Genomic DNA, 14426 nt, shown 5'->3' with positions numbered 1-14426 from the left:
AGGGCTTTCCGTTACTTGAGGTCGAGGATGGGCCAGTTGTAGGCCCGGGCGATGGAGCGCAGGCGCATGTCCGGGTTGACGGCGGTGGGCCGTCCCACGACGGACAGCATCGCGTAGTCGGAGGCGCTGTCGGAGTAGCCATGGCACTGGTCGAGCGCCAGGCCCTCGCGGACGCAGTAGGAGCGGATGGCGTTGGCCTTGTTCGCTCCCTCGATGATCGGGGGAATCACCTTGCCGGTGGCCTTGCCGCCAACGAACTGCATCTTGTTGGCGATCATGTCGTCCGCGCCCAGGTAGCGGGCCAGCGGGCGCATGCTGAAGTCCAGCGCTCCGGTGACGAGCACGATGCGGCAACCGACGCGGCGCGCCTGGTCGATGAGGTCACGCGTCTGCTCGTAGAGGGCGGGCTTGAGCACGTCCTCGAACATGTCCTCGGCGATGGAGATGAGCCGGTCCTCGGAGAGGCCGGCGTAGTACCGGTAGAAGAACTCGTTGAAGGCCTTGCGGTTCACCGCGTCCATGGCCGCGAAGAGGGGCACGCTGGCGGCGGTGGACAGGGTCCTCCCGAGGGTCCCCAGCAGCGAGCCCCGGTTCATCGCGTAATAGGCGTAGACGTGGACGACGTTGGTCTTCACCAGCGTCCCGTCGACATCGTAGAAGGCAGCTTTCGCGGGCATGGACAAGGCGGGCTTCCTGACATTGGAGTCCGGCGTGTGTCAACCGCGCTAATGGACGCTGAATTCGCCGAATGCGACGGAGAAGGCGGGACGGGGGCGACCGCGTGGGGCAGTCGAGCAACCGCTGATTTCCCGCAAAAGGGCCAGCTCGGGCTGGCTGCCTGGATGCCCGAGGGCCCGACGCAGCGCTCCGCTTCCGGGGGCAGGCGCCTCCACTCCTCTCGTGTGGGATAGGAGGCGACCTGCTCGCGACGGCTTTCAGGACACGATGAAGTGGGCGCTGCCGCGGAGGGGGACCACGCTGTACTTCTGGAGCTGGGCGTTGGCGGGGAGCCGGGGGAAGCGGCTGCGGGTGAGCACGCCCTCGGTGGTGATCCGCACCTCGCTCGCGGTGTCCCGGAGCTGTGCCCGGGGAATCAACACGGTGAAGAGGAGCGCGCCCGCGTCGGCGTCGGGCTCCAGGGTGATGGTCACCAGGGTGCCGATCTCCGTCTCCACCTGGCGGATTTCATCTCCCCTCGCGTTCACCTCGTGCCTGGCGTCCTTGTAATGCAGAAGGGGCTGGCCGGTGATGCTGGTGGTCGAGAAGCTGAGCGAGATGCCCTTGCCAGCCAGCTCGAACTGATTGGGGAGGACGATTCGGGTGGGAAGCGGGGCGATGGGGAGTGTGGGGGTGGGCTGCATGCGATGTCTCCTGAGAGATTTGGAGTGGCACCGCCCGGATTGTGATGACGCATCAGCTCACAACCACCCCTGCTCCCTGTACCAGCGAGCGCTGCGGCGGATGGAGTCGGCGGGGTCCCTCGTGGCGCGGAAGCCCAGCAGGCGCTCGGCCTTGGCGCTCGAGCACGTCCAGGCCGGCACCAGCAGCTGCCGCGCGAACTTCCGGTTGAGGGGCAGGCGCCGGCCCGTCACCCGCGTCACCCCATCCGCCACGCTCGCCAGCGCCGTCAGTACACCAGGCGACAGTCGCACCGTGCGCGTTTTCACCCCCAGCTCCGAGGCCGCGATGTCCTGCAGCTCCTCCAGCGTGAGGGGCTGGGGGTGACCTACGAAGAAGGATTGGCCGAGGGCCTCCTCGCGCTCGGCCAGCAGTAGCAGCAGGTCCACCACGTCCTCCACGTCCACCAGGGTCAGCGGCCGGGGGCCACCGCCCAGCTCCAGCCGCAGGCCCCGCGACACCAGCTTGAAGATGAGGAGGTTCTCCCGGTCCCCCGGCCCCACGATGCGCGGCGGGCGCACCACCGTCACCGGCAGCCGGTCCGCGTACGAGAAGGCGATGCGCTCGGCCTCGGCCTTGCTCTCGCCGTACCACTCCGCGGGTTGCAGGGGGTCCTCCTCTGTCCGGGGCCGCTCCCTCGTGGAGGGCCCCGAGGCACCCAGCGAGCCGGCCAGCACCAGCCGCGGCTTCTTCCCGGAGGTGGCCACCAGGGCCTCGCACAACAGCCGTGTCCCCTCGGCGTTGACGCGCAGGAAGTCCTCTCGGGTGGCGGCGCGGCGCAGGCCCGCCAGGTGGAAGACCACGTCCCGTCCCTGGACGGCGCGGGCCAGGCTGGCCGCGTCCGTCACGTCTCCCTCCACCCTCTCGTACTCCAACCCGATCAGACTCGACACGTCACTTCCGGGACGGATGAAACAGGCCGCTACATGTCCCCGCGCGGTGAGCGCGCGCACCAGCCAGGAGCCCAGGAAACCGTTCGCGCCAGTGATGAGTGTGTTCAACATGGTGTGCTTTCCCGGAGAAAACACTCTTCCCTTCCGAGGGAGAACCACTATTTTCCCCTCGGCCCTCAGAGGGAAAAATGCAGCGGAGGGCTGTTTTTCGGCCTCGGGCGTGCTAGGAGCGCTCGACGGCTCAGGGTGTGAACAAGCCGTGCAACGCCCCTGGACACTCGAATCAGGGGGAGGAGATCCGAACAGAATGGCCGCCAAGAAGACCACCGCCGCGAAGAAGGCTCCCGCCGCGAAGAAGGCTCCCGCCGCCAAGAAGTCCGCGGCTGGCAAGCGCAAGCCGAACGCGGCGTTCATGAAGGAGATGACTCCGTCCGCCGCTCTGGCGGAGATCGTCGGCAACAAGCCGCTGCCCCGCACCCAGGTCGTCAGCAAGATCTGGGACTACATCAAGAAGAACAACCTCCAGGACGCCAAGAACAAGCGGCAGATCAACGCCGACGACAAGCTCAAGCCCATCTTCGGTGGGAAGAAGTCCGTCACCATGTTCGAGATGACGGCGCTGGTGAACAAGAACCTGACCTGAGCCAGGCACCGGCTTCATCGGCCGCAAGGCCTGGAGGGCTCGCCACCGCACATGTGGCGAGCCCTCTGCATTTCAGGGGGGCGGTCGGTCGGAAGAGCGTTGGCTAGCGTGCGGAACGGCGCCTCGGTGGTGGTCAGGAGCGCCCGTCGGCCCTAGGACTGCATGCATATGCGACTCGAGGGGACGGTTGTGTCGGCAGGAGACGGGGTGATGGGGCAGGCGAGCGTGGATGCACTGGCTGGGACGCTGTACGGGCGCGTGCGGGAGGAGCTGCTGGGCCGCGCCACGCCGCTGTCCACCTACCGCATTCAATTGCACAAGGGTTTTCCCTTCACCGCCGCGCGGGAGATTGTGCCCTACCTGGCTCGGCTGGGGCTGACGGACATCTACTGCTCGCCCTACCTCAAGGCGAGCCCGGGCAGCACCCACGGCTATGACTGCGTGGACCACAAGCAGCTCAACCCGGAGGTGGGCTCGGCCGAGGAGCACGCGGCCTTCTGTGCCACGCTGCGCGAGCACGGGCTGGGGCAGGTGCTGGACGTGGTGCCCAACCACATGGGCATCGACGCCTTCAACCCGCTGTGGTTCGACGTGCTGGAGAACGGCCCCTCGTCCCTGTTCGCGCGCTTCTTCGACATCGACTGGAGCCCGGTGAAGGACGAGCTGAAGGACAAGGTCCTCCTGCCGGTGCTGGGGGATCAGTACGGGGTGGTGCTGGAGCGGGGCGAGCTGAGGCTGGGCTTCCAGGACGGGGCCTTCCGGGTCCACTACTACGACCGCGTCCTCCCGGTGGCCCCCGGGCAGTACGGGCGGGTGCTGCGCCGCGACCTGGAGGGGCTGGAGAGCCGGCTGGGGGCGGAGCATCCGCACCTGCTGGAGCTGCACTCCATCCTCACCGCCATCCGCAACCTGCCCGCGCGCACGGAGACCGAGCGCTCCCTGGTCATCGAGCGCAACCGCGAGAAGGAGGTCATCAAGCGCCGCCTGGCCGCCCTGGCCGAGGCCAGCCCCGAGATGGCCGCGCACATCGAGACCAACGTGCGGGCCCTCAACGGCACCCCGGGCAACCCGCGCTCCTTCGACGAGCTGGACGCGCTGCTGGAGGGGTGCTGCTACCGGCTGGCCGACTGGCGCGTGGCGGGGGAGGAGATCAACTACCGTCGCTTCTTCGACATCAACGGGCTGGCCGCCATCCGGGTGGAGGACCCGGACGTGTTCGCCGAGGCCCACCAGCGCATCTTCGACTGGTTGCGTCAGGGCTGCGTCACCGGGTTGCGCATCGACCACCCGGACGGGCTCTATGATCCGACGGCCTATTTCCTCAACCTGCAGGAGCAGTACTTCGTGGAGCGGGCGAGGGCCCTCTTCGACGCCGAGCATCGCGAGCTGTCCGCGAAGTGGCCGGAGGTGGAGCGGCGGCTGCGCGAGCGCTGGCAGGCGGAGGCGGGGGCGCACGTGGACTCGCCGCTGCGCAAGGCGCTCTTCGTGGCGGTGGAGAAGATTCAAGGGGGCCGCGAGCGCATCCCCGAGGGCTGGGCGGTGCACGGCACCACCGGGTACCGCTTCGCCAACGCGGTGGGGGGCATCTTCGTGCGGCCGGACGCCGAGGCGTCGCTGACGGAGACGTACTACCGCTTCATCGGTAAAGCGGTGGACTTCGAGGAGCTGGTCTACGAGAAGAAGCGCCTCATCCTGCGCGACTTCATGTCGAGCGAGCTGAACGTGCTCGCCCACCGGCTCAACCGCGTGTCGGAGATGAACCGGCGCTCGCGCGACTTCACCCTCAACAGCCTGCGGCGGGCGCTGGCGGAGTTCATCGCGCTCTTCCCCGTCTACCGCACCTACGTGGACGACTGGCGGCCGGAGCTGGACGAGCGCGACGTGCGCTACATCCAGGACACGCTGCGGCACGCCAAGGCGCGCAACGCCACCCTCAACGCCAGCATCTTCGACTTCCTGGGGGACGTGCTGCTGCGGCGCTACCCGGAGCACCTGGGGCCGCACGAGCGGGCGGAGATGCTGGCCTTCGCCATGAAGGTGCAGCAGGTGACGGGCCCCGTCATGGCCAAGGGGCTGGAGGACACCGTCTTCTACGTCTACAACCGGCTTGTCTCCCTCAACGAGGTGGGGGGAGAGCCGGAGCAGTTCGGCACCACCGACGACGTCTTCCACTCTCGCAACCAGGAGCGCGCGGAGCACTGGCCGGCGAGCATGCTCACCACCAGCACGCACGACACCAAGCGCAGCGAGGACGTGCGCGCGCGCATCAACGTCCTCTCGGAGGTGCCCGAGGAGTGGCGCCAGCGGGTGGCTCGCTGGTCGAAGCTCACCGCGCCCCACCGCGCCTCGCTGCCCGAGGGACCCGCGCCCAGCCCCAATGACGAGTACCTCTTCTACCAGACGGTGGTGGGCGCCTGGCCCATGGGCCCCTCCCTCTCCGGGGAGGCCCTCACGCGGTTCCGCGACCGCGTCCGCGAGTACATGCTCAAGGCCATCAAGGAGGCCAAGGTCCGCACCTCGTGGACCAACACCAATCCGTCCTACGAGGAGGCCGTGTCGCGCTTCGTGGAGTCCTGCCTGGACCCGGCCAGCAGCCGCGCCTTCCTGGATGACATCCGCTCCTTCAAGCGCCACATCGAGCGGGCCGGGCAGCACAACGCACTGGGTCAGCAGCTGATGAAGCTGGCCTCGCCCGGGGTGGTGGACACCTACCAGGGCTGCGAGCTGTGGGACCTGTCCCTGGTGGACCCCGACAACCGCCGGCCGGTGGACTACACCCTGCGGGCCCGGCTGCTGGAGGCGCTGGACCGCGAGGCGGAGGCGGACCGGGCCGGGCTGTGCACCCGGCTGACGGCGAACATGGACGATGGCCGCATCAAGCTCTTCGTGCTGGCCGAGGGTCTGCGCCTGCGCCAGCGCCAGGCGGCCCTCTTCCGGCATGGCGGGTACCGGGCGCTCACCCTGGCGGGCCCGCGCGCGGACGCGGCGATCGCCCTCGCCCGGGAACACGGACAGTCCGTCGTCATCGCCGCCGCACCGCGCCATACGCTCTCCGCCCTGGCTGCTTCCGGGGGCCTGGCGGGGGCGTATGAAGAAACGTCGCTGGAGCTGCCCGGTTCCTATGCGAGCATGACGTTCCGGGACGTGTTCACCGGGCAGGAGGTCCGGCCGGGTCGTCAGGCGGGTGGCGCGGTGCTGCCCCTGGCTCCCCTGCTGGCGGGCTTCCCGCTGGTGTTGTTGGAGAGGAGTGATGGATGAAGCGGGCGGAGGTGCTACCGGGCAAGCCGTATCCCCTGGGCGCCACGTACCTTGGTAACGGAGTCAACTTCGCCGTCTTCAGCGAGCATGCGCGGAAGATGGAGGTGTGCGTCTTCGATTCGCAGGACCCCTCGCGCGAGCTGCGCCGCTACGTGCTGCCGGAGCAGACGCAGCACGTGTGGCACGGCTTCATCCCGGGGCTGCAGACGGGCACCCTCTATGGCCTGCGCGCCCATGGGGCCTACGAGCCCCGGCGCGGCCTGCGCTTCAACCCGCACAAGCTGCTGGTGGACCCCTATGCCCGTGCCCTGCACGGGCAGGTGGACTTCTCCTCGCCCGTGTACGCCTACGTGCCCGGGCACGAGGAGCAGGACCTCGGCTTCGACACCCGTGACAGCGCCCTCGGCGTGCCCAAGGGCGTGGTGCTCACCGATGACTTCGACTGGGACGGGGACAGCCCTCCCTCCGTTGCCTGGAACCGGACGCTCATCTACGAGGCCCACGTCAAGGGCCTCACGAAGCTGCACCCCGCCATCCCCGAGCACCTGCGCGGCACCTACGCGGCCATGGCCCACCCGGCCATCCTCGAGCACCTGCAGAAGCTGGGCGTCACCGCCGTGGAGCTGCTCCCCGTCCACTCCCACGTGGACGAGCCCTTCCTCGTCAACAAGGGCCTCACCAACTACTGGGGCTACAGCACCCTGGGCTACTTCTCCCCGGACGCGCGCTTCAGCTCCTCGGGCTCGCGCGGCGGCCAGGTGGCCGAGTTCAAGTCCATGGTGAAGGCGTTCCACCGCGCCGGCATCGAGGTCATCCTCGACGTCGTCTACAACCACACCTGCGAGGGCAACCACCTCGGGCCCACCCTGTCCTTCAAGGGCCTGGACAACTCCGCCTACTACCGGTTGTCGGAGAAGGATCCGCGCTACTACCAGGACTTCACCGGCACCGGGAACTCGTGGAACGCCACCCACCCGTACGCGCTCCGGCTCGTCATGGACTCGCTGCGCTACTGGGTGCAGGAGATGCACGTGGACGGCTTCCGCTTCGACCTGGCCACCACGCTGGGGCGCGACAGGCACGGCTACGACACCCGCGCCGCCTTCTTCCAGATGGTGCACCAGGACCCCGTCCTCAGCCGGGTGAAGCTCATCGCCGAGCCCTGGGACGTGGGCGACTTCGGCTACCAGGTGGGCAACTTCCCCGTCCTGTGGAGCGAGTGGAACGGCAAGTACCGCGACACCATCCGCCGCTACTGGAAGGGCGATGAGCGGCAGGCGGCGGAGATCGGCTACCGGCTCACCGGCTCGTCGGACCTGTACGCGCTGAGCGGCCGCAAGCCCACCGCGAGCGTCAACTTCATCACCGCCCACGACGGCTTCACCCTGCACGACCTCGTCACCTACAGCCAGAAGCACAACGAGGCGAACCTGGAGGAGAACCGGGACGGGGCCAACGACAACCACTCGTGGAACTGCGGCGTGGAGGGCGAGACGACCGACCCCGTGGTCAACACCCTGCGCGAGCAGCAGAAGCGCAACTTCCTGGCCACGCTCTTCCTGTCCCAGGGCGTGCCCATGCTGCTGGCCGGCGACGAGATGGGCCGCACCCAGCGCGGCAACAACAACGCCTACTGCCAGGACAACGCCCTGTCCTGGGTGGACTGGAACCTCAACGACTCCCAGCGCAAGCTGCTGGACTTCACCATCGCCCTGAGCCGGCTGCGCCGCGAGCAGCCGGTGCTCACCAAGCGCAAGTTCTTCCGCGGCTCCCACATCTGGGACAGCAAGCTGAAGGACCTGGCCTGGTTCCGCCCGGACGGGCAGGAGATGAAGAAGGAGGACTGGGAGAAGCCCTACCTGCCCTCCATCGGCTTCCTGCTGGGCGGCGATGCCATCGCCACGCCGGACGACGAGGGCAACCGCATCGTCGGGGACACACTCCTGGTGCTGATGAACGTGCACCACGAGCCCATCACCTTCCACCTGCCGGCCATCGAGTGGGGCGCGGACTGGGAGGAGGTGGCGGACACCGGACAGTCACGCGTGTCCCTGCACACCCATACGCCCGCGGGGGGCACCGTGATGGTGGCCGGACGGGCCCTGGTGGTCCTGCGCCGCCCGGCGACGGAATAGTCACCCGGGCGGAAGTTTGGACTCTCAAGGATGTCGACTGCCGGTCTCCCGCCCGTTATACGGGGGGGTTGGCTGTCTCCAGCCGCATCGGGGAAACACGCTCGTGAACATACAAGTCGCGCTCTGGGTGGGCTTCAACGTCTTCGTGCTGGCGATGTTGGCCATGGATCTGGGCCTCTTCCATCGCAAGGAGCACGTGGTGACGCCCAAGGAGGCGGGTGGGTGGACGATCGTGTGGATCGTCCTCAGCCTGCTGTTCTGCGGGGGCCTCTGGTACTTCGGCTACTGGACCACCGCCCAGTCCATGCAGTGGGTGACGGCCTACGTCATCGAGTACGCGCTCTCGGTCGACAACCTCTTCGTCTTCCTCATGGTGTTCGCCTACTTCCGGGTGGCCCTGGAGGTGCAGCACCGGGTGCTCTTCTGGGGCATCATGGGCGCGTTCATCATGCGCGCCGTGCTCATCCTGGCTGGCACCGCGCTCGTCCAGCGCTTCCACTGGCTGCTCTACCTCTTCGGCGCCTTCCTCGTCTTCACCGCGGCGAAGATGGCCTTCTCCAAGGACGACGACGATGCCGCGGACCCCGAGCAGACCTTCATCGTGAAGCTGTCCCGGCGCATGCTGCCGGTGGCCCGGCAGGGCGAGGGCAGCAACTTCTTCACCATCGAGGACGGCCGGCGCAAGGTGACGCCCCTGTTCCTGGTGCTCATGGTGGTGGAGGCCACGGACCTGCTCTTCGCCCTGGACTCCATCCCCGCCGTGCTGGGCATCAGCCAGGACCCCTTCATCGTCTACACGTCCAACGTGTGCGCCATCCTGGGCCTGCGCTCGCTCTTCTTCGTGGTGGCGAGCCTCATGGAGAAGTTCCACCTGCTCAAGGTGGGCCTGGCCGCCATCCTCGGCTTCGTGGGCACGAAGATGCTCATCGTCTTCTTCGACATCCACGTCCCCATCGGGCTGTCGCTGGGCATCATCGGAGGCATCCTGGTGGCCTCCATCGTGGCCTCGCTCATCTGGCCCAAGCCGGAGGTGCCCGCGCAACTGGAGCAGCAGCGGCGGGACCGGGAAGGCGCCAACCCCTGAGCCCCCGCGGGCTGGTTCGTTTGGCTTGCGTCCGGGCGGCGAGCCAGCCAATTGTGGGGCATGTCGTCCACCACCACTGAAGGCATCCGCATCACCGTGAAGCCCGCCTACTGGCCGGAGCGGAGTGCCCCCGAATCCCACCAGTACGCGTTCATGTACACGGTGGAGATCCTCAACGAGGGCGGAGAGCCCGCGCAGCTGCGCAGCCGCCATTGGATCATCACCGACGCGACCGGGAAGATAGAGGAGGTGAGGGGCGAGGGCGTCGTGGGCAAGCAGCCCCGGCTGGGTCCCGGCGAGCGCTTCGAGTACACGAGCTGGGCGCAGCTGCGCACGCCGTTCGGCTCCATGCGTGGCACCTACACGATGGAGCGGGCGGACGGCCGTCAGTTCGAGGCCCGCATCGGCGAGTTCGCCCTCACGCAACCCCACGCGCTGCACTAGGCCATGAGCTCCACGCGCAAGGGCCTGCTGCTGGTCAACCTGGGGACGCCGGATGCTCCTGAAACCGGCGCCGTGCGCCGCTACCTGCGGGAGTTCCTCAGCGACCCGCGCGTGTTGGACATCCACCCGGTGGGGCGCTGGTTCCTCCTCAACCTCATCATCCTGCCCTTCCGCTCGCCGAAGAGCGCGCACGCCTACCGCACCATCTGGACGGAGCGGGGCTCGCCGCTGATGGTGTACTCGCGGGGCCTGGCGGAGGCCGTGGCCGAGCGGCTGGCCGGCGAGTACGAGGTGGAGCTGGCCATGCGCTACGGCAACCCGTCCCTGCCGGACGCGGTGGCGCGGCTCCGGGCACGGGGGGTGAGTGACTTCACCGTGATGCCCCTCTACCCGCAGGAGGCGCCGTCCTCCTCGGGCTCCTCGCTGGCGCGCACCTACGAGGTGCTGTCCGAGCCGTGGGACGTGCCCAACGTGCGCGCCGTGCCGGCCTTCTACGACCACCCGGCCTTCCTGGATGCCTTCGCGCGGGTGGCGCGCCCCGTCATCACCGAGGCACGGGCGGACCACGTCCTCTTCAGCTTCCACGGGGTGCCCGAGCGCCATGTCCGCCGGACGGATGCCTCGGGGCGGCACTGCCTGGCCTCGGGCGGGTGCTGCGACGCCATCACCGACGCGAACCGCCACTGCTACCGGGCCCAGTGTTTCGCCACGGCGCGGGAGCTGGCGAAGCGGTTGGGGTTGGAGCCCCAGGGGTGGAGCGTGTCCTTCCAGTCCCGCCTGGGGCGCACGCCGTGGGTGAAGCCGTACACGGACTTCGTGCTGCCGGAGCTGGCCGCGCGCGGGGTGAAGCGCCTCGCCGTGATGTGCCCGGCCTTCGTCTCCGACTGCCTGGAGACGCTGGAGGAGGTGGCCCTGCGCGGGCGCGACCAGTTCCTCGCGAGCGGGGGCGAGTCGCTCACCCTCGTCCCCTCGCTCAACGCGGACCCCGCCTGGGCGGACGCCGTGGTGCGGCTCGTCCGCGAGTCGGAGGCCGCGGCTACTTCTTCGCCTGCGGCTGCAGCAGCTCCGGCGGTACCGGATCGACCGGGGTGAGGCGCAGCGTGCGCTCGCCGTTGGCCGTGCCGGGCAGGGTGGTGCCCTCCACGTGCGTGGTGAGGGTGCCCTCCCACGAGCGCCAGCGGCCCGCCTTCACGAGGAACTCGCCCCGGCCCGTCATCCGCACCTCGGCGGAGGCGGCCTGGGCCGTCGGGGCCTGAGCGGCCTCGTCCGCGTGGTCGTCGTGCCCGCCCGCGGCCTTCTTCCCGGGCGCTTCCTTCGGCTTGCGGGCCGGGGGTTGCGGACGGAGCTGACCGGAGAGGGACTCGGAGAGGTCGTACTCGAGCGTCGCCACCTGCTCGCCGTTCTCCGCGGGGGCGAGCGAGGTGAGCTTCACCTGGTTCTTCCGCTCGGCCTTCTTCTCCACGAAGTTGGTCACGGCGCCCAGATCCACCAGATCCGCGCCGAGCGCCCAGGTGGAGTCCTTGCCCACCGGATCCCTCGGCAGCTCCAGCACCAGCACCGCCGTGTTGCGCAGCGGCCCGGCGAGCCCATCCAGCACGAAGCCACGCTCGCTCATGGTGCCCTGCTCGGCCTCGCCGCCCTCGCCCTGCGGGACGATGCGGAAGGCGTAGTCGCCGGAGCCGGTCTTCTCGAGGACGAAGATGGAGGACGCCTCACCCGAGGCGGCCGCAGACTCGGAGTCCTGGCCCTTCTTGTCCTTGGCGGCCGAAGGCGCGGATTCGGAGGTGGTGGTGAGACGGAAGGCGATGGGGGCGTCGAGCTTCCAGCGCAGCGTCACCTTGGAGGGATCTGGCGGCGGCTCGGGCGCGGGGGCTGGCTTCTTCTCGGCCTGCCGGGCCTTGAGCACGTTGGCGGCCATCTCGGGGGTGGCGGCGATGGGCTCCATCTTGCCGACAGGATCCTCCTTGCAGGCGGAGGTGAGGCAGAGAGCGGCGAGCAGGCCGGTGAGGCGCCGGTTCACGAAGAGACTCCTGGGGTAGGGAAGCAGGGACTTGCGCTTCGCGGTGTCCTGGAGTCTACGGCAGTGTGCCCGAGGCTTGAAATGGGCGCGATGCCACCCTCAACCCCCCACCGGCCGGGGCGCGGCGGCACGGGCCAGGCGATCCCTCACGGCGACGCCCAGGCCCTCGGCCCTGGGGAGACAGGCCACCAGCACGTCGTGGCCCTGCTGGTCCGCCTCGCGCAGCCGCATATAGAGGACGCGCGCCGCGCCGGCCGGGTCCTCCGGCACGTCATAGCGGGGGACTCCCGGGGGGAGGGTGAGGCTCGGAGGCCCCAGGACGCCCACGCTTTGTTCCTGGGCACGGAGGGCCTCCACGCGAGAGACCACGTCCCTGGGCTCGGAGAGCACCACCCCCGCCCGGGGCGCGTAGTGCGAGGCGAGGCTGCCCGAGACGCGCACCGTGGCCGAGGTCCGCACCGGCACCCTGCGTCCCAGGACGCGTTCGAGCTCCTCCACCGGCAGGCCTCCGGGGCGCAGCACCGCCGGCTCCCGGCCGCTCAGGTCGATGATGGTGGACTCCAGGCCCACGGTGCACGGGCCTCCATCGAGGATGAGGTCCACCTCGTCCCCCAGGTCCGCGCGCACGTGCTCCGCCGTGGTGGGGCTCACCTTGCCGAAACGGTTGGCGCTCGGCGCGGCCACGCCGCCTCCCAGGGCGTCCAGCACGGCCAGGGCGAGGGGATGGTTGGGCACGCGGACGGCCACCGTGTCCTGGCCTCCGGTGACGGCGTCCGTGGCGCGCGCGGTGCGCGGCAGCACGAGGGTGAGCGGCCCCGGCCAGAAGGCCTTCGCCAGGCGCAAGGCGTCCTCGGGGATGTGGCGGGCCCAGGAGGGGAGCTCCTCGGCGCGGGCCACGTGGACGATGAGCGGGTGGGTGGCGGGGCGACCCTTGATGGCGAAGACGCGGCGTACGGCCAGCTCGTCCTCACAATTGGCCGCCAGGCCATAGACGGTTTCAGTCGGCAGCGCGATGACGCCACCGCGTTTCAGCGTTTCCACTGCCCGTGTGAGGAGGTCCGAGGTAAGCATGCCTGTAGGGCGCAATCTGGACTCCGGAGGGGACGATGGGCAAGTCGCAGGTGTTCGAGGCTCGCAGCCAGATGCCCGTGGATGCCGAGGCGGTATTCGCCTGGCACGCCCGCGAGGGGGCCTTCCAGCGCCTGACACCTCCCTGGGAGCCTGTCGAGGTGGAGGAGAAGCAGGGCGATGGCATCCGCGAGGGCACGCGGGTGGTGCTGCGCATGAACCTGGGGCCCGTGCCCCTGCGGTGGGTGGCGCGGCATACCCGGTATGTTCCCGGCTCGCTCTTCCAGGACGTGCAGGAGTCGGGGCCCTTCGCCCGGTGGGTCCACACCCACCGCATGTGGGACGAGCCCTCGGGCGGCACGGTGCTGGAGGATGAGGTGGAGTACGCGCTGCCGGTGGGGGCGCTCGGGCGCGTGGTGGGGGGCGGCTACGCGCGGCACCGGCTGGAGCGGATGTTCGCCTACCGCCACGCGGTGACGCGCGAGGACCTGCGGCGGCACGCGGCCTTCGCCGGGCGGGAGCCGCTGACGGTGGCGGTGAGCGGCACCTCGGGGCTGGTGGGGAGCGCGCTGGTCCCCTTCCTCACCACGGGAGGCCACCGGGTGCGGCGGCTGGTGCGCGGTCAGCCCGAGGCCGGGGACATCGCCTGGGCTCCGGGCCAGGGGGAGATGGACCTGGTCGCGCTGGAGGGGGTGGACGCGGTGGTGCACCTGGCCGGGGCGCCCATCGCCGATGGGCGCTGGACGGAGGAGCGCAAGGCCCTCATCCGTCGCAGCCGTGTCGAGGGCACCCGGGTGCTGTGCGAGTCGCTCGCACGTCTGGCTCGCCCGCCGCGGGTCCTGGTGAGCGCATCGGCCATGGGGTTCTACGGCAACCGGGGTGACGAGGTGCTCACCGAGTCCAGCACGTCCGGAGAGGGCTTCCTCGCCGACGTCACCCGCGAGTGGGAGGCGGCCACCGCCCCGGCGGAGCAAGCCGGCATCCGCGTGGTGCACCTGCGCTTGGGGGTGGTGCTGAGCTCCCGGGGTGGTGCGCTGGCGAAGATGCTCCCCGCCTTCCAGGCGGGAGGAGGTGGCCGCATCGGAGATGGCCGGCAGTGGATGAGCTGGGTCTCCCTGGAGGACGTCATCGGCCTCGTCCACTTCGCCTTGTTCGACGAGGGGCTGCGCGGGCCCGTGAACGCGGTGGCGCCGAACGCCGTGCGGCAGGCGGAGCTCGCCCGGACCCTGGGACAGGTGCTCTCCCGGCCGGCACTGGTTCCACTGCCCGCCAGCGCGGTGAGGACCCTCTTCGGCGAGATGGGCCAGGAGACGCTCCTCCTCAGTGCCCACCTCCGCCCGGAGGCCGCCGAGCGCCAGGGCTTCACCTTCATCCACCCCACGCTGGAGCAGGCCCTGCGCTTCACGCTCGGGAAGACGACCGAGGGGCCTCGCTTCCGCCACGGGTGACGGACGGCCCGCCTTGACTTCGCTCGGGGCTCACG

General features: G+C 69.5%; 12 protein-coding genes. 7 read left to right on the top strand and 5 right to left on the bottom strand.

Features of this window, described 5'->3' with window-relative positions:
* Positions 1-11 precede the first annotated feature (11 nt).
* The 3 genes from JRI60_RS39485 to JRI60_RS39475 form a co-directional block, all read right to left on the bottom strand.
* A complete protein-coding gene (locus JRI60_RS39485) occupies positions 12-677 on the bottom strand; it encodes an HAD family hydrolase (RefSeq protein ID WP_204221176.1) in 666 nt (221 codons plus the stop codon).
* Positions 678-935: 258 nt separating this feature from the next.
* Complete coding sequence (locus tag JRI60_RS39480) at positions 936-1361, bottom strand: hypothetical protein (protein ID WP_204221175.1); 426 nt, start codon at positions 1359-1361, stop codon at positions 936-938.
* A 57-nt stretch (positions 1362-1418) separates the two neighbouring features.
* Complete coding sequence (locus JRI60_RS39475; protein WP_204229291.1) at positions 1419-2399, bottom strand: NAD-dependent epimerase/dehydratase family protein; 981 nt, start codon at positions 2397-2399, stop codon at positions 1419-1421.
* Positions 2400-2598: 199 nt separating this feature from the next.
* Between JRI60_RS39475 and JRI60_RS39470 the strand changes: the two genes are divergently transcribed.
* The 6 genes from JRI60_RS39470 (at position 2599) to hemH (ending at position 10947) form a co-directional block, all read left to right on the top strand.
* The gene (locus JRI60_RS39470) at positions 2599-2934 is read left to right on the top strand and encodes an SWIB/MDM2 domain-containing protein (RefSeq protein WP_204221174.1); all 336 of its coding nucleotides are present in this window, start codon (positions 2599-2601) and stop codon (positions 2932-2934) included.
* Positions 2935-3144: 210 nt separating this feature from the next.
* Positions 3145-6192: a malto-oligosyltrehalose synthase gene (treY, locus tag JRI60_RS39465; protein WP_239470000.1), complete on the top strand. Its 3048-nt coding sequence runs from the start codon at positions 3145-3147 to the stop codon at positions 6190-6192.
* Positions 6189-8327 (top strand): glycogen debranching protein GlgX, encoded by a 2139-nt coding sequence (glgX, locus tag JRI60_RS39460; RefSeq protein ID WP_204221172.1) that lies wholly within the window; start codon positions 6189-6191, stop codon positions 8325-8327. The genes treY and glgX overlap by 4 nt, the downstream gene beginning before the upstream one ends.
* 103 nt (positions 8328-8430) lie before the next feature.
* Positions 8431-9411, top strand: coding sequence for a TerC family protein (locus tag JRI60_RS39455; RefSeq protein WP_204221171.1), 981 nt, complete (start codon positions 8431-8433; stop codon positions 9409-9411).
* 60 nt (positions 9412-9471) lie between these two features.
* Entirely contained in the window at positions 9472-9855 is a 384-nt protein-coding gene (gene apaG, locus JRI60_RS39450; protein WP_204221170.1) for a Co2+/Mg2+ efflux protein ApaG, read from the top strand.
* Between the two features lie 3 nt (positions 9856-9858).
* Positions 9859-10947 carry a ferrochelatase gene (gene hemH / locus JRI60_RS39445; RefSeq protein WP_204221169.1) on the top strand — a complete coding sequence of 363 codons (1089 nt, stop codon included), beginning with the start codon at positions 9859-9861 and terminating at the stop codon, positions 10945-10947.
* Here the strand turns inward: hemH and JRI60_RS39440 are convergent.
* Both JRI60_RS39440 and JRI60_RS39435 read right to left on the bottom strand, forming a co-directional pair.
* Positions 10892-11875, bottom strand: coding sequence for a hypothetical protein (locus JRI60_RS39440; protein WP_204221168.1), 984 nt, complete (start codon positions 11873-11875; stop codon positions 10892-10894). The two genes, hemH and JRI60_RS39440, sit on opposite strands and share 56 nt — an antisense overlap.
* 99 nt (positions 11876-11974) lie before the next feature.
* Complete coding sequence (locus JRI60_RS39435) at positions 11975-12916, bottom strand: L-threonylcarbamoyladenylate synthase (protein ID WP_239469999.1); 942 nt, start codon at positions 12914-12916, stop codon at positions 11975-11977.
* A 65-nt stretch (positions 12917-12981) separates the two neighbouring features.
* On the opposite strand from JRI60_RS39435, the gene JRI60_RS39430 reads away from it, so the two are divergent.
* Positions 12982-14391, top strand: a complete 1410-nt coding sequence (locus JRI60_RS39430; RefSeq protein ID WP_204221166.1) for a TIGR01777 family oxidoreductase — start codon at positions 12982-12984, stop codon at positions 14389-14391.
* Positions 14392-14426: the final 35 nt, after the last annotated feature.

It is taken from the genome of Archangium violaceum (assembly GCF_016887565.1).
GTDB lineage: Bacteria > Myxococcota > Myxococcia > Myxococcales > Myxococcaceae > Archangium > Archangium violaceum_B.
Note: the sequence above shows the minus strand (reverse complement) of the source record. Positions and strands in the feature narration are given on the sequence as shown.